This is a genomic window from Klebsiella sp. BDA134-6 (assembly GCF_015601345.1).
GTDB classification, from domain to species: Bacteria; Pseudomonadota; Gammaproteobacteria; order Enterobacterales; family Enterobacteriaceae; genus Klebsiella; species Klebsiella grimontii.
The window spans coordinates 2,457,072-2,472,949 of the sequence record NZ_CP064784.1 but is presented as its reverse complement, the minus strand read 5'-3'; the positions used below and the strand labels follow the sequence as shown (position 1 = coordinate 2,472,949).

At 60.3% G+C, this 15,878-nt stretch carries 15 protein-coding genes; 10 read left to right on the top strand and 5 right to left on the bottom strand.

Going from position 1 to position 15,878, the window contains the following annotated elements:
- Positions 1–10 precede the first annotated feature (10 nt).
- From astB to IYV58_RS11335, 4 genes are read right to left on the bottom strand one after another with little or no spacing between them, the layout of a single operon-like run.
- The gene (gene astB / locus IYV58_RS11350; protein WP_195729609.1) at positions 11–1,336 is read right to left on the bottom strand and encodes an N-succinylarginine dihydrolase; all 1,326 of its coding nucleotides are present in this window, start codon (positions 1,334–1,336) and stop codon (positions 11–13) included.
- On the bottom strand, positions 1,333–2,811 hold the full coding sequence (gene astD / locus IYV58_RS11345; RefSeq protein ID WP_004121366.1) for a succinylglutamate-semialdehyde dehydrogenase: 1,479 nt from the start codon (positions 2,809–2,811) through the stop codon (positions 1,333–1,335). The genes astB and astD overlap by 4 nt, the downstream gene beginning before the upstream one ends.
- Positions 2,808–3,842 (bottom strand): arginine N-succinyltransferase, encoded by a 1,035-nt coding sequence (gene astA, locus IYV58_RS11340; protein WP_004121368.1) that lies wholly within the window; start codon positions 3,840–3,842, stop codon positions 2,808–2,810. Before astA ends, astD begins: the two co-directional genes overlap by 4 nt.
- Complete coding sequence (locus tag IYV58_RS11335) at positions 3,839–5,059, bottom strand: succinylornithine/acetylornithine transaminase (RefSeq protein ID WP_142446104.1); 1,221 nt, start codon at positions 5,057–5,059, stop codon at positions 3,839–3,841. Before IYV58_RS11335 ends, astA begins: the two co-directional genes overlap by 4 nt.
- 444 nt (positions 5,060–5,503) lie before the next feature.
- Here IYV58_RS11335 and xthA point away from each other — a divergent pair, with 444 nt between their 5' ends.
- From xthA to IYV58_RS11295, 8 genes are all read left to right on the top strand, one after another.
- Entirely contained in the window at positions 5,504–6,310 is an 807-nt protein-coding gene (gene xthA, locus IYV58_RS11330; protein WP_004121374.1) for an exodeoxyribonuclease III, read from the top strand.
- Between the two features lie 182 nt (positions 6,311–6,492).
- On the top strand, positions 6,493–7,155 hold the full coding sequence (locus IYV58_RS11325) for a TVP38/TMEM64 family protein (RefSeq protein ID WP_004121376.1): 663 nt from the start codon (positions 6,493–6,495) through the stop codon (positions 7,153–7,155).
- A complete protein-coding gene (locus IYV58_RS11320; protein WP_142473420.1) occupies positions 7,145–7,843 on the top strand; it encodes a TVP38/TMEM64 family protein in 699 nt (232 codons plus the stop codon). Before IYV58_RS11325 ends, IYV58_RS11320 begins: the two co-directional genes overlap by 11 nt.
- Complete coding sequence (locus tag IYV58_RS11315; RefSeq protein WP_112166374.1) at positions 7,840–8,391, top strand: carboxymuconolactone decarboxylase family protein; 552 nt, start codon at positions 7,840–7,842, stop codon at positions 8,389–8,391. The genes IYV58_RS11320 and IYV58_RS11315 overlap by 4 nt, the downstream gene beginning before the upstream one ends.
- A 9-nt stretch (positions 8,392–8,400) precedes the next feature.
- Positions 8,401–9,561: an ABC transporter substrate-binding protein gene (locus tag IYV58_RS11310; protein ID WP_142473421.1), complete on the top strand. Its 1,161-nt coding sequence runs from the start codon at positions 8,401–8,403 to the stop codon at positions 9,559–9,561.
- Positions 9,534–11,069, top strand: a complete 1,536-nt coding sequence (locus tag IYV58_RS11305; protein WP_142473422.1) for an ABC transporter permease subunit — start codon at positions 9,534–9,536, stop codon at positions 11,067–11,069. Before IYV58_RS11310 ends, IYV58_RS11305 begins: the two co-directional genes overlap by 28 nt.
- Entirely contained in the window at positions 11,069–11,701 is a 633-nt protein-coding gene (locus IYV58_RS11300; protein WP_049112794.1) for an ATP-binding cassette domain-containing protein, read from the top strand. Before IYV58_RS11305 ends, IYV58_RS11300 begins: the two co-directional genes overlap by 1 nt.
- Before the next feature lie 78 nt (positions 11,702–11,779).
- Positions 11,780–13,087: a rhodanese-like domain-containing protein gene (locus IYV58_RS11295; protein WP_087829273.1), complete on the top strand. Its 1,308-nt coding sequence runs from the start codon at positions 11,780–11,782 to the stop codon at positions 13,085–13,087.
- Between the two features lie 140 nt (positions 13,088–13,227).
- Here IYV58_RS11295 and IYV58_RS11290 read toward each other — a convergent pair whose 3' ends face one another.
- On the bottom strand, positions 13,228–13,845 hold the full coding sequence (locus IYV58_RS11290) for a CDP-alcohol phosphatidyltransferase family protein (RefSeq protein ID WP_004121392.1): 618 nt from the start codon (positions 13,843–13,845) through the stop codon (positions 13,228–13,230).
- An 86-nt stretch (positions 13,846–13,931) separates the two neighbouring features.
- On the opposite strand from IYV58_RS11290, the gene IYV58_RS11285 reads away from it, so the two are divergent.
- Positions 13,932–14,342, top strand: a complete 411-nt coding sequence (locus IYV58_RS11285) for a pyrimidine (deoxy)nucleoside triphosphate diphosphatase (protein WP_032742132.1) — start codon at positions 13,932–13,934, stop codon at positions 14,340–14,342.
- Positions 14,343–14,524: 182 nt separating this feature from the next.
- Positions 14,525–15,868, top strand: coding sequence for an NADP-specific glutamate dehydrogenase (gdhA, locus tag IYV58_RS11280; protein WP_195729608.1), 1,344 nt, complete (start codon positions 14,525–14,527; stop codon positions 15,866–15,868).
- Positions 15,869–15,878 lie beyond the last annotated feature (10 nt).

Below are 15,878 nucleotides of genomic sequence, written 5' to 3'. Positions count from 1 at the left end.
CGCCTCCTTATTATTGCTGGAACGGATACACTGAGCCCAGGCACAAGATCTGCGTTAAATGGTCGAGCGCTTCGCGGCCTTCACGCAGAAGCTGCGGATCCGCGAGATCGGCCTGGGTCAGGCGATCGCGATAGTAGCGGTCTACCCAGTCATTCAGGGTGGCGAATAGCGCATCGTTCATCATCACCGCCGGATTCACCGCCTGTCGCTCGTCCTCAGTCAGCACTACCCGCAGCCGCAGGCAGGCCGGTCCGCCGCCGTTGGCCATGCTTTCGCGCAGATCGTAAACCTGCAGCTCATCGATCGGGTTATCGCCTTCCACCAGTCGGTTCAGGTAGCGCCAGACGCCCGGGTGTTCCTGCGCCTCCAGCGGCAGAATCAGCCGCATCCCGCCCTCCCGTTTGCTCAACAGCTGACTGTTGAACAGATAGGTCGCCACCGCGTCTTCTACCGAAACCTGGCTTGCCGGTACGACGAGCGGCGTAAATCCGGGAACCTGCTGCGCCAGCTGCTGCAGGAGCTGCGGCTGGTCAACAAACGCCTGCTCGTGACAAAACAGCACCTGCTGATTGCTTACCGCAATCACATCGTTATGAAACACGCCTTTATCAATCACCGCCGGATTTTGTCGGGCGAAAATCACCTGCCGGGGATTGACCTGATTCAGGCGGGCGACGGCCTGGCTGGCCTCGAGCGTCTGCCGCGCCGGGTAGCGCAGCGGATTATCTTCGCTCCCCTGCTGGCGGCCGTAAATAAACAGCTGCACGCCGGGCGCGCCGTAGTCGCCGCCGAGGCGGTTATGGTTTGCCGCCCCTTCGTCGCCGAACAGCGATACCTGGGGCAACGCGCCGTGGACGGCAAACCGCTGCTCATCGGGGAAAATCGCCTTTAGCAGCGCTTCGGTGGTCGGCGCTTCGCTGGCGCGGTGGAATTTATCGTTCAGGTTGGCGACGGTCAGATGCACCCGGCCATCCAGCGAGTCGGCTGAGGGCGAGACCGTGGCGGCATTGGCGACCCACATCGATGACGCGGAGCTGACCGCCGACAGCAGTTCCGGCGCCTGGCGCGCCGCCTTTTCCAGTACCTGCTCATCGCTGCCGTCAAAACCAATCTGGCGCAACAGCGGAATGTTTGGCCGCTCCTGCGGCGGGATCAGCGCCTGCGGATAGCCCGCATCCGCCAGCGCTTTCATTTTCTTCAGCCCCTGCTTTGCCGCCAGCTGCGGGTTAGACACCCGATAGCGGTGTTTTGTCGAGGCTTCGTTGCCGAAGGATAAGCCCGCATAGTGGTGGGTCAGGCCCGACAGCCCGTCAAAGTTCACTTCCCAGGCTTTCATTGGGATGTCTCCTGACGAAAATTCAGCCCCGGGCTGAGGGTAGCCGGTAGCGACAACTCCGGCGATTCCAGGCTGGCCATCGGCCAGGCGCAATAGTCCGCAGCGTACCAGGCCCCCGGACGATGGTTGCCGGAAGCGCCGGTACCGCCGAACGGCGCGGTGCTGGCGGCGCCGGTCAACGGTTTATTCCAGTTAACGATACCGGCCCGCGCCTCCAGCAGCAGCTGGTCGAATTTGTCGCGTTCGGCGGAGATCAGCCCGCAGGAAAGCCCGAAACGGGTCGCATTAGCGAGGGCAATCGCCTCATCAAAATGGTCATAGCGCCAGACGCAGAGCAGCGGGCCGAAGACCTCTTCGTCAGCCACCTGTGCAACTTCGCCCATGTCGATAATGCCCGGCGTCAGCAGCGAGGTTCCGGCCTGCAGCAGGCGCGGCTCCAGCAGGGTTTTGCCGCCGCTGGCCACGTGTGCCAGCCAGGCTTGATGCACCTTTTGCGCCGCCTGCGCTGAAATTAATCCGCCAAGAAACGGCTGGGGCTCGGCGTCCCACGCGGCGGGAATCAGCGTTTGTGACACCGTCACAAGACGTTTAAGAAACGCATCGCCCGCCTCGCCGCGCTTTACCAGTAGCCGACGCGCGCAGGTACAGCGCTGTCCGGCAGTAATAAAGGCCGATTGAATCGTCAGATGCACGGCGGCATCAATATCCTGAGGATCATCCACGATCAGCGGGTTGTTGCCGCCCATCTCGAGGGCAAGAATTTTTTCCGGCTGCCCGGCAAGCTGGCGATGAAGCTGAAAACCGGTAGCAGAGCTGCCGGTAAACAGCAGGCCGTCGATATCCGCCTGGCCGCTCAGCGCCTCGCCGGTTTCCCGTCCGCCCTGGAGCAGGTTAAGCACGCCCGGGGGCAGGCCGGCTTCGGCCCATAGCTTCACCACCGCCTCGCCGCTTTGCGGCGTCAGCTCGCTGGGTTTGAATACCACGGTATTCCCCGCCAGCAGCGCCGGAACGATATGACCGTTAGGCAGATGCCCGGGAAAATTGTAGGGGCCAAATACCGCCAGCACGCCGTGCGGGCGGTGGCGTAGCGTCGCCTCGCCGTCCGCCATCGCGGTCTGCGCTTCTCCAGTACGGCTATGGTAAGCGTTCACCGAAATGGCGATTTTATTGATCATCGCGGCAATTTCCGTTGCCGCTTCCCAGCGCGGTTTGCCGGTCTCCCCGGCGATAACCGCGGTTAATTCGCTTTTGTTCGCTTCCAGTAGCGAAGCAAACTTTTCCGCGATCGCTTTCCGGGCGGCAAACGGCTGACGGGCCCAGGCGGGAAACGCCGCACGCGCCGCGCTGACCGCCAGCGCAACCTGCCCGGCATCGGCATCGTTGCCCTGCCACAGCAGCGCCTGGCTTACCGGGTTATGTTTACTACGGGCCGGGCCGCGACCGCTTTGCCAGTCGCCGTTAATCCATAAACTCATGATTTTTTCTCCTCGGGGCACAAACGAACCAGGCGAATCTGGTCGCCGGGGTGGCATTTCAGGGCATCCAGCTCGCGCGCGCTTAGCACCAGGCGGTCGCTCTCCGGGTCGGCGTAAACTAACATGGCGCGAAACTGCTGGTACTGCTCATTGGCCACCAGGCACGCTGGCCACTCGCCCGGCGCGGGCTGGCCTTCGGCGACGGTGACCAGCCGACTTTTGCGAATAGCCCGCACCCGGTCAATTTCGCATTCCAGCGTCGGGCCGCCGTCAAAAATATCGACGTAGTTGAGATAGCGGAACCCCTCTTTCTCCAGCACCGCGCGGGCCGGGGCGGTTTGCGGATGGACCTCACCGATGACCGCTCGCGCCTCGTCGCTTAAAAAGTCGATATACAGCGGATGCTTCGGCATCAGGGCGGCGATAAACGCTTTTTGCCCGGTACCGCACAGATAGTCGGCGCGGGAGAACTCCATCGCGAAGAAGCGCTTTCCAAGACTCTCCCAGAACGGCGAGTAACCGTGTTCGTCGATGACGCCGCGCATTTCCGCCACGACCTTTTCGTTGAAACGTTCGCGAAAAGCGGCCATAAACAGAAAGCGTGATTTCGACAGCAGGTAGCCGTTGCCCTCTTTCCGCCATTTTGGATCCAGGAAGAGCGTGCATAGCTCGCTGCTGCCGGTATGATCGTTACTCAGGAACAGCGTCGGCAGGGCGTTGTAGACGTTAAGCTCTTTCGACGCGTGCACCTGGGTACCAACGCGATAGTTGTACCAGGGATCGTTAAGCCCAACGGCCACCTCAATGGCGCAAATTCCCGCCACCGCGCCGCTGGCGCAGTCCTCAAGAACGAAGACATACCCCTGCTCGCTTTTGGGCAGCTCGCCGCGCCAGGTCATCTGCGAACGTTCAATGCGCGCGGCCAGCGTGGCTTCATCAGCCGGCAACGACGTCAGGCCGCCGCCGGTCTCTCCGGCCAGGGTCAGTAGCCCCGGCAGATCGCCTTTTTCTACCGGACGGATCACCATCATGATGAGACTCCCGCGAGAAAGCGTTTGCAGGCCAGCTCGAAACGATCCAGACCGCTGTTAACCTCGTCCTCGCTGATAATCAGCGCCGGAGCGAAGCGCACCACGTTGGCGCCGGCAATCAAAATCATCAGCCCCTCTTCCGCCGCCTGATTGCTGATAGCCTTCGCCTTGCCGGCATACTCGTCCTTCAGCACGCAGCCGATAAGCAGCCCCAGGCCGCGGATCTCTTTAAACAGGCCGTAACGCGCGTTGATCGCGTTGAGCCGTTCGCAGAACCACTGATGGCGCTGCTTAACACCATTGAGAACCTCGCGGGTGTTGACGATGGCAAACACTTCCCCCGCCACCGCGCAGGCCAACGGGTTACCGCCGTAGGTGGTGCCGTGGGTACCGACGGTCATCACGCTGGCGCAGCGCTCCGATGCCAGTAGCGCGCCAATCGGGAAACCGCCGCCCAGCGCCTTGGCGGTGGAAAGCAGGTCCGGCGTCACGCCGTAGTGCATATAGGCGTACAGCTCCCCGGTGCGGCCGACGCCGGTCTGGACTTCGTCGAAAATCAGCAGCGCGTTGTGCGCATCGCACAGTTCACGCAGGCCGCGCAGGAAGTCCGCATCCGCAGGCACGACGCCGCCTTCACCCTGCATCGGTTCAACGATCACCGCGCAGGTATTGTCGTCGATCAGCGCCTTTGCCGAATCGAGATCGTTATAGATAGCGTGCTGAATCTGCGGCGGCAGCGGCGCAAAATCCTGCGAATAGGCCGGCTGGCCGCCCGCGGAAACGGTAAACAGCGTGCGGCCGTGGAAGGCATTTTTGAACGCCACGATGCCGCTTTTCTCACTACCGAAACGATCGTGGGCATATTTGCGCGCCACTTTTAGCGCCGCTTCGTTGGCTTCGGCCCCGGAGTTACAGAAAAAAATCCGGTCGGCAAAAGTGGCGTCAATCAGCTGTTTAGCCAGACGCAATACCGGTTCGTTGGTGTAACCGTTGCCGGTATGCCAGAACTTTTCCGCCTGCCCGGTCAGCGCTTTAACCAGCCGAGGATGAGCGTGGCCGAGGGCGTTCACCGCAATGCCGCCGGCAAAATCGATATACTCTTTTCCCTGCTGATCCCACAGGCGTGACCCCTCGCCGCGTACCGGAATAAAAGCCGCTGGCGCGTATACAGGCATCATCCATTCATCAAAGTTGCTACGCGTAATTGACTGAGACATATCGACCTCTTCCGGTAAATAAAAAGTTTAAATAATGTTAATGAATATGGTTATTACGCTGTAAATGTAGATTGCACGGTTCGTGCCAGCCAGAGGTAAAAATGCATAAATCGAGGTCGATAACGAAATATCAATAAGTTACGAAAGACCGTTATTCACATAAAATGCATAAAAAGTGAATAAAAATACTAAAAGAGGCTTTTGCAGTGGAATAAAAAGAAAGATTATGCAGGGGTAAGATATAATTCTGTAATTGTGATCCTTGACGAAATTTATCGGCAATAATCGCCCTTTTTTGGCGCAGCGCGTTCCAGAATGGTGCACAGTTTGTGCAAACAGGCTACCAACCGCTGCAATCGGCAGAATAAAGCGCCTTTGCGCAGCCAGCCCGGCGAATTTCTGCTACCATCCCTGCACTATTCACCTTGCACAGTGGCAGCGACTATGAAATTTGTCTCTTTTAATATCAACGGCCTGCGTGCCCGCCCGCATCAGCTGGCCGCCATCATCGATAAACACCAGCCCGATGTCATCGGCCTACAGGAAACCAAAGTCCACGACGACATGTTTCCCCTCGAAGAGGTGGCGAAGCTGGGCTACAACGTCTTTTATCACGGGCAGAAAGGCCACTACGGCGTCGCGCTGCTGACCAAAGAGACGCCGATCGCCGTGCGTCGCGGTTTCCCGAACGATGGTGAAGAGGCCCAGCGCCGCATCATCATGGCGGAAATCCCTTCCCCGTTTGGCAACCTGACGGTGATTAACGGCTATTTTCCGCAGGGCGAAAGCCGCGATCATGAAACCAAATTCCCGGCGAAAGCGGCGTTTTACCAGAACCTGCAAAACTACCTCGATACTGAACTGAATAAAGAGAATCCGGTGCTGATCATGGGCGACATGAATATCAGCCCCACCGACCTTGATATCGGCATCGGCGAAGAGAACCGTAAGCGTTGGCTGCGTACCGGCAAATGTTCATTCCTGCCGGAAGAGCGCGAATGGATGGAGCGCCTGCTGGGCTGGGGCCTGGTGGATACGTACCGCCATGCGAACCCGCAGGATAACGAGCACTTCTCGTGGTTCGACTATCGTTCTAAGGGCTTTGACGATAACCGCGGGCTGCGCATCGACCTGCTGCTGGCAAGCACCCCGCTGGCGCAGCGCTGTGTCGAAACCGGCATCGACTACGAAATTCGTGCAATGGAAAAACCCTCCGACCACGCGCCGGTATGGGCGACCTTTAAGGTCTAAACCGCCGCGTCATCAGGCTCACTGGCCCGCAGAGCCTGAGCCATATCAAAAAAGCCGCCGTCAGCGATTGTGAACGGCGGCAAACTATTATACTGTCGCGCGCACTTTTGACCGCCGCGCAATACAGGAGAACCCAATGCAAAAGAAGCCGTCATAAAGCAGAGTATAAGCTGCTTTTTGCTGTGGTCGTATTGAGCATTGTCGCCTGTATTATTCAGCAGTCGGGTTTTGCCGAGCTGGTTACCCATTTTGACCGTCTGCGCGAGGCCATCCGTCAGAGCGGCGCCTTCGGCTATACGCTCTATATTCTGCTGTTTATCGTCGCCACCCTGTGTTTAATACCGGGCTCTATTTTGGTGATTGCCGGCGGAGTCATTTTTGGTCCGCTCGCGGGGACCTTGCTGTCGCTGCTGGCGGCGACGTTCGCCTCTTCCCTGTCGTTTCTGTTCGCCCGCTGGCTGGGCCGCGAGCTGCTGCTTAAATACATCGGGCAGACGGCGATATTTCAGGCCATTGAAAAAGGCATCGCCCGTAGCGGCGCCGATTTTTTAATTCTGACCCGGCTCATCCCGCTGTTTCCCTATAATATCCAGAACTACGCCTATGGCCTGACGGCGATTCCGTTCTGGACGTTTACCTTTATTTCCGCCCTCACCACCTTGCCCGGCATATTTATCTATACGCTGATGGCCAGCGAGCTTATTCGCGAGGGTGTCACCCCCCTGTTTGTACTGAAACTGACGCTCGCGGGGCTGGCCTTATTTGCCCTGATTCAGGCGGCGAAAAGCTATGCCCGCTATCGGCGGATCGCTACGCCACGTTTACGGTCTAACGATGAAAAATAGCAACGCGCTCTCGCGGATAGCCATTGGCATTACGCTGCTTGCGCTTCTGCTGGCATGGTGGCTGATACCCGGCGTAGATGGGTTTATGCAGCGCAGCCTCGAGGCCTTTGCCACGCTCGATCAGCAGGCTGTTGAACGCTTTATCGACGCCTGGGGCCCGCAGGCGGCGCTGGTCTCCTTCGCGCTGATGATTCTGCAGGCGATTATCGCCCCGCTTCCCGCCTTTCTGATCACCTTTGCCAACGCCTCCCTGTTCGGGGCTTTCTGGGGCGGCGCGCTGTCGTGGGTAAGCGCTATGGCCGGGGCGGCGCTGTGCTTTTTTATCGCCAGAGCGCTTGGCCGAGAGGCGGTGGAAAAACTCACCGGCAAAAATGTATTACAGAGTATGGATGGCTTTTTTACCCGCTATGGCAAACACACCATATTAATCTGCCGTCTGCTGCCCTTCGTGCCATTCGATCCGGTGAGCTACGCCGCCGGGCTGACGTCAATGCGCTTTCGCCACTTTATGCTGTCCACCGGCCTCGGCCAGTTGCCCGCGACGATAGTTTATTCGTGGACCGGCAGCCTGCTGACCGGCGGCACCTTCTGGCTGGTCACCGGTTTATCGATCCTGTTTGCGCTGGCCATTGTGGTGGTGGTCGCGAAAGCGCTCTATCTTGAACAACAAAAGAGGCGTTCACGATGAGCTTACCCCCTCTGAAGTCCATTCCGCTGATTCTTCGCCCGCAGGCCTGGCTGCATCGCCGCCACTACGGCGAGGTACTCAGCCCTATCCGCTGGTGGGGCCGTATTCCGCTGGTGTTTTACCTGGTGTCGATGTTCGTCGGCTATCTGGAGCGTAAGCGTTCGCCCCTCGATCCGGTGCTGCGCTCGCTGGTCAGCGCCCGCGTCGCGCAGCTGTGCCTGTGCGAGTTTTGCATTGATATCACCAATATGAAGCTGGCGGAACGCAGCGGCGGCAGCGATAAACTGCTGGCGGTCGCCGAATGGCGGGACAGCGCGCTATTCAGCGAGCGCGAGCGGCTGGCGCTGGAGTATGCCGAGGCGGCCAGCATGACGCCGCCGGTGGTCGACGATGCGCTGCGCGACAGGCTGGCAGGTCAGTTTGACGCCCGCACGCTCACCGAACTCACGGCGCTGATCGGTTTACAAAACCTGTCGGCGCGCTTTAATTCAGCCATGGCGATCCCCGCCCAAGGATTGTGCCGGATCCCAACCGATTCAAAATCATAAGGAGCGGTTATGCGCAGTATGTTGGTCTTCGCTTTACTGTTGCTCTCCCCGCTGGCCGCCAGCGCGGGATGGCAATCCACGCTACAAGAAGCCCGCGGCCAGACGGTGTGGTTTAATGCCTGGGGGGGCGATCCGGCGGTTAACCGTTATCTCGACTGGGTCAGCGGTGAGGTGAAGCGCGACTACGCTATCGACCTGCGCATCGTGCATATTGCCGATGCCGCCGATGCGGTCAAGCGCATCCAGAGCGAAGCCCGCGCCGGACGCAGTCAAGGTGGTTCCATCGATCTGCTGTGGGTAAATGGCGAGAACTTCCGCACCCTGAAAAACGCCAGTCTGCTGCAAACCCGGTGGGCGGAAACCCTGCCCAACTGGCGCTTCGTTGATACGCAAAAGCCGGTGCGCGAGGATTTCTCCCTGCCGACCGATGGGGCGGAGTCCCCGTGGGGCGGCGCGCAGCTCACCTTTATCGCTCGCCGTTCACAAACACCCAACGCGCCGCAAAATCCGCAGGCGCTGCTGGCTTTCGTCGCCGCGCATCCCGGCAGCGTCACCTATCCGCGTCCGCCGGATTTTACCGGTACCGCGTTTCTTGAACAGCTGCTGCTGACGCTGACCCCGCGGCCCGACGCGCTGCGCCAGCCGCCTGAGGAGGCCACCTTCGCCGCCGTGAGCGCGCCGCTGTGGCACTATCTTGACCAGCTTCACCCACTGCTATGGCGCCAGGGCCGTGACTTCCCGGCTTCGCCCGCCCGCATGGATGCCATGCTGAAGAGTGGGACCCTCAGGCTGTCCATCACCTTTAACCCGCTGCACGCGCAGCAAAAAGCGGCCAGCGGTGAGCTACCCGAAGACAGCTACGGCTTCGGCTTCAGCCAGGGGATGCTCGGTAATGTCCACTTTGTGGCGATCCCGGCCAATGCCCGGGCGACGGCGGGGGCGAAAGTGGTGGCGAATTTCCTGCTCTCGCCGCAGGCCCAGCTGCGCAAAGCCGACCCGGCGGTATGGGGCGACCCCAGCGTGCTGGATCCAGCGAAATTAAGCGACACTGAGCGGCAGGCCCTTAACGCCGTTGTGCCGCAGAATATGCCGCCGATGCTGGGTGAACCGCACGCGGCCTGGGTAGAAGCGCTGGAGCAGGAATGGCTGCGCCGCTACGGCACACACTAAGGCTGCTGATCTGGGCCGCCATCGCGCTGATCTATCTGCCGCTGCTGCCGGCCGCTGGGCTAATGGCGCTTCCGGCGCTTCGCCTCTCCCTCTGGCAGTCGCTGTTTGCCGACCCGCAGTTTGGTCAGGCGCTGGCGGCGACTCTCGTCTCAACCCTGCTGTCGGTGGGCGGCGCGCTAATTATCACGCTCACCGTCGTGGCCGCGCTCTGGCCGTCGGGCGGCTGGCGACGGCTGGCGGCCAGGCTTCCGCTGCTGCTGGCGGTGCCCCACGTGGCCTTCGCTACTGCCGCCCTGCTGCTGTTTGCCGAAGGCGGCTGGCTCTCTCGCCTTTTCCCGCTCCTTAACCCGCCGATCGACCGCTACGGCATCGGACTGGGCCTGACGATGGCGATTAAAGAGAGCACGTTCCTGCTGTGGGTGGTTTACGGTCTGCTGGGTGAAAAACGCCTCGCCGGACAGGCAACGGTATTAAAAAGCCTCGGCTACGGACGCTGGCAGTGCCTGAAGTGGTTGGTGTTACCCACCCTGCTTCCGGCGCTGTCGATAGTGCTGCTGGCGACTGCCGCCTGGAGCCTTTCGGCGGTCGACGTCGCGCTGGTGATCGGGCCGGGCAACCCGCCGACCCTGGCGGTGCTTGCCTGGCAATGGTTAAGCCAGGGCGATGAGCACCAGCAGGCGAAAGGCGCCCTCGCCAGTCTGATACTGCTGCTGACCCTCGCTATGATGACGCTGGCGGCATGGGGAGTCTGGGGTATCTGGCGACGACGGATCCCGCCGGTTAAGGGGATCCGTCGCCCGCAGCCGCGGGCGCTAGCCGGGAAAAGCTTCGCCCTTCTTCTACCGCTGTGTGGGGTGGCCTGCGCCCTGCTGCTTGCCGCGGCGGCGCAGACTAGCCTGCCGGTCCAAGATAGCGTCGGCAACAGCCTGTGGCTTGGGCTATGCTCAGCATCGATCGGCGTGGTCATCTGTCTGCTATGGCTGGCGCTGGGCCCCTCCCGCTTCGGCGAATGGATCTGGCTGCCGCTGATTTTACCGGCGCTGCCGCTGGTGGACGGTCAATATCAGCTGGCGCTGTATACGTGGCAGGACGGCGAATGGCTCACCGTTTTATGGGGGCATTTGCTGTGGGTCGTACCGTGGATGCTGTTTATTCTGCGTCCCGCGTGGCGCGCTCGCGATCCGCGCGCGGAGCTCGTCGCCCGTACCCTCGGCTGGCAACGAGGCCGCATCTTCTGGCTGGTCACGTTACCCGCTCTGACCCGTCCGCTGCTGACGGCGCTGGCGGTGGGCTTTTCGGTAAGCATCGCGCAATATCTGCCGACGTTATGGCTGGGAGGCGGACGGGTTGTGACCCTGACCAGCGAAGCGGTGGCGCTGAGCAGCGGCGGCGATACGTCCACCCTCGCCGCGCAGGCGCTGTGGCAGTTGCTGTTACCGGCGCTGTTTTTTGCCGCCACCGCGCTGCTGGCCTGGCTGATCGGCCGATATCGACAAGGATTACGCTAATGTTGATCGTCAAAAACCTTACTCTGCGCCTCAAAGAAGAGCCTCTGCTGCGCAACGTCGATTTTTCCGTTGCTCCCGGCGAGGTCCTGACCTTGATGGGGCCATCCGGTAGCGGCAAATCAACGCTCTTCTCCTGGATGATCGGCGCGTTGGAAGAGAGCTTCCACGCCGCGGGCGAACTGTGGCTGGATAATCAGCGCTGCGACAGTTTACCCACCGAGCGGCGCCGTATCGGCATTCTGTTCCAGGATGCGTTGCTGTTCGACCACTTCAGCGTCGGGCAAAATCTGCTGCTGGCGCTTGCCGCTGACGTTAGCGGCCCCCAGCGCAAAGCCCGGGTCGAGCAGGCGCTGGAGCGCGCCGGTCTGGCGGGATTCTATACTCGCGATCCGGCGACGCTTTCCGGCGGCCAGCGGGCGCGGGTCAGCCTGCTGCGTGCCCTGCTGGCCAGGCCGCGGGCGCTGCTGCTGGATGAGCCATTTAATCGCCTCGACGTTGCGCTGCGCGCCGATTTTCGCCGCTGGGTGTTCAACGAACTCGCGCGGCAGGCGATCCCCGCGGTGCTGGTCACGCATGATGACCAGGATACGCCCTCCGGAGGGCGCTGCTTGCATATGGGGATCTGGCAATGAAAGCCTGCGCTATCGCAAAGAATTCTCCGCTTATAACGCGGAGAATTGCCGCTCAATTTTCTACTGTCGGGCATTTCGATGAAACGTGTTTCTCAACTGACCGCACTCGCCCTGCTGATGGGGCTTGCTGCCGCTTCCACCTCCGCCGCTGAAACTATGCCAACGCTAACGCTTTCCACGCTGCAACAGCACAATGGCGTCGCCATTGATACGCGTCTTAGCGCTTTCTATAACGGTTGGCCGCAAGGCGCCAATGGCCCTCAGGGCCATGAACCGCAGGCGCTCAACCTCGCCGCCGGCTGGCTTAGCGCAATGACCGACGAACAGCTGGGCGCCTGGGCTAAGCTGCACAATCTGCAGGCCTCAACGCCAATTGCGCTGTACGGCGATGCCGACGACAACGCGAAAGTCGCGGCGCGCCTTAAGGCCGCAGGTTTCACTCATCTCAGCTCGCTTGACGACGCCCTGAGCCAGGCAGAGCGCCTGCAGAAGCTGCCGCACTTTGAACAGCTGGTGTATCCGCAGTGGCTGCACGACCTCCAGCAGGATAAACCGGTCACCGCCGCGCCTGCCGGACACTGGAAGGTGTTCGAGGCCGCCTGGGGCGCGCCGAAGTTTTATCTGCTGAGCCATATTCCGGGCGCCGGGTATATCGATACCAACGAGGTGGAGAGCGAGCCGCTATGGAACAAAGTCTCCGACGCGCAGCTTAAAGCGATGCTGGCAAAACACGGTATTCGCCATGACACCACGGTGATTTTGTACGGTCGCGACGTGTATGCCGCCGCCCGCGTGGCGCAGATCATGCTTTACGCCGGAGTGAAGGATGTGCGCCTGCTCGACGGCGGCTGGAAAACCTGGTCCGACGCCGGGCTGCCGGTCGAGCGCGGAACCCCGCCGAAGCAGAAGCCCGAGCCGGAGTTCGGCGCGCCGATCCCGGGTCAGCCGCAGCTGATGCTCAATACCGAGCAGGCTCGCGCCCTGCTGCACCGTCAGGACGCCTCGCTGGTGAGCATTCGTTCCTGGCCGGAGTTTATCGGCACCACCAGCGGCTACAGCTATATCAAGCCGATGGGGGAAATTGCCGGCGCCCGCTGGGGCCATGCCGGAAGCGACTCCACCCATATGGAGGATTTCCATAATCCAGACGGCACCATGCGTAGCGCAGATGATATCGCCGCGATGTGGAAATCATGGAATATTCTGCCAAACCAGCAGGTCTCTTTTTACTGCGGTACCGGCTGGCGCGCCTCAGAAACCTTTATGTATGCCCGGGCGATGGGCTGGAACAACGTCTCGGTCTACGACGGCGGCTGGTACGAGTGGAGCAGCAACCCGAAAAACCCGGTCTCGCGCGGGGAACGCGGCCCGGAAAGCAGTATGTAATTCGCCTGTTGACCATATGAACCGCCGGGAAGCATTCGTCCCGGCGTATTTCCCGAAGACGGCGCTGGCGCACCGGACCGCTGACGACTGCGGCACCGTAGCCCGGCTAAGCGCAGCGCGAGCCGGGAAAAACCTGCCCATCAATCTCTGACCTGCTTCAGGGTCAGGTATCCGCTCCACACCCGCGTAAAGGTCGTCAGCCAGCACAGCGCGCCAAAAATCCACGCCAGCCACGCAAACCACGCCGGGAACAGGCAGCTCAGCACAAACAGCGCGATAGTTTCCGTCCCTTCCGTCAGCCCGCCAAGGTAATAAAACGATTTATGGGCATAGCCCGGATTATCGATCTGATGCTTAGCCGCCAGCGCGGCAAAGGCGAGAAAGCTGCTACCGGTGCCGATAAACGCGAATAGTAGCCAGCCGCCCGCCAGCGCGTTGTGCGCCGGATCGGCAAGAATAAAGCCAAACGGCACCAGAGCGTAAAACAAGAAATCGAGCGAAATATCGAGAAAACCGCCGGCATCGGTCAATCCGCGTCGCCGGGCCAGCGCGCCGTCTAAGCCGTCCAGCAGGCGATTGAGCACGATCGCCGCCAGCGCCGCCGGATACCAGCCCAGGGCTAAAAACGGCAGCGCCAGCACGCCAATCGCAAAGCCAAATAGCGTCAGGCCATCGGGAGAGATAGCCGGACGATCCAACAAGCCGGCGGCAGCGTTAAGGACAGGTTTCAGGCGGGGATGCAAATGACGGTCAAGCACAAAGTCTCTCCAGCGGATTCAGGGTTGTTTGACGGGGACAAGGACGGTGATAATAGGCCATTATCCCGTACAGAACGATGATTCACATGCTAAAAACCCTTGATGTTGTTGCCGCCATTATCGAACGCGATGGGCAAATTCTGCTGGCGCAGCGGCCGCCCCACGCGGATCAACCGGGAATGTGGGAGTTGGCCGGAGGAAAAGTTGAACCCGGCGAAACCCAGGCCCAGGCGCTGGCGCGTGAGCTCCAGGAAGAGCTGGCGATCGACGCCTGGCCGGAATGCTATATCGCCAGCCATCAGCGCGAAGTTTCCGCCCGCCTGATTCATCTTCACGCCTGGTGGGTTCCACATTTTCACGGTGAACCCAGCGCCCGCTACCACAGCCAGCTGCGCTGGTGTTCACCGCAGGAGGCGTTAACCTTTCCTCTTGCGCCAGCCGATATTCCCCTGCTCGAAACCTTTATCGCCCAGCGCGCCGCTCTCCATTCCCGCTAATTTTGTCAGGTGGTTGTCATCGCTTTTGATTATGACCACCGCCTGATTATAAATTTTGCTTTCCGAACAATTTTTCCTTGCTTAACTAACGATTTCCGATGGTATAGTCGGAAAATCGGCTTTTTCAAGGGCCGAATCATAATAAATAGACGCAACCACAACCATAAGGGGAACTTATATCTATGGATCAGACGTGCACTCTGGAAGGTTTTCTCGCCCGCGTTCAACAGCGCGATCCAAATCAAACTGAATTTGCTCAGGCGGTCCGCGAGGTGATGACCACCCTGTGGCCATTCCTTGAGGAAAATCCGCGCTATCGTCAGATGAATTTGCTGGAACGTCTGGTTGAACCGGAGCGTGCTATCCAGTTCCGCGTCGTTTGGGTTGATGACCGCAATCAGGTTCAGGTTAACCGCGCCTGGCGCGTGCAGTTCAACTCCGCCATCGGCCCTTATAAGGGCGGCATGCGTTTCCACCCCTCCGTAAACCTGTCGATTCTGAAATTCCTCGGTTTTGAACAAACCTTCAAAAACGCTCTGACCACCCTGCCAATGGGGGGCGGTAAGGGCGGCAGCGACTTCGATCCCAAAGGCAAAAGCGATGGCGAAGTGATGCGTTTCTGTCAGGCGCTGATGACCGAACTCTATCGCCACCTCGGCCCGGATACCGACGTGCCGGCCGGTGATATCGGCGTGGGCGGTCGTGAAGTGGGCTTTATGGCCGGGATGATGCGTAAGCTCTCCAACAACAGCGCCTGCGTATTCACCGGTAAAGGTCTCTCCTTCGGCGGCAGCCTGATTCGTCCGGAAGCCACCGGTTATGGTCTGATTTACTTCACCGAAGCGATGCTTAAGCGCCACGGTTTGGGCTTTGAAGGGGCTCGCGTCGCGGTGTCCGGTTCGGGCAACGTGGCGCAGTACGCGATTGAAAAAGCCATGGAGCTCGGCGCGCGGGTGATTACAGCTTCCGACTCCAACGGTACCGTGGTTGATGAATCTGGCTTCACCAAAGAAAAACTGGCGCGCCTGATCGACATTAAAGAGCGCTGCCACGGCCGCGTGGCGGATTACGCGCGCGAGTTCGGCCTGACCTACCTTGAAGGCAAACAGCCGTGGTCCGTGCCGGTGGATATCGCTCTGCCATGCGCCACGCAGAACGAGCTGGACGTCGACGCTGCCCGTCAGCTGATTGCCAACGGCGTGAAGGCCGTCGCGGAAGGCGCCAACATGCCAACCACTATTGCGGCGACCGATCGATTCCTCGAAGCGGGCGTGCTGTTCGCGCCGGGTAAAGCGGCGAACGCCGGCGGAGTAGCCACTTCAGGTCTGGAAATGGCGCAAAACGCCGCCCGCATGGGCTGGAAAGCGGAGAAAGTGGATGCCCGTCTGCACCATATCATGCTGGATATCCACCACGCCTGCGTTGAATACGGCGGTGAAGCGAAGCAGACCAACTACGTACGCGGCGCGAATATCGCCGGTTTCGTGAAGGTCGCCGACGCAATGCTGGCGCAGGGCGTTATTTAAGTCCACTCGC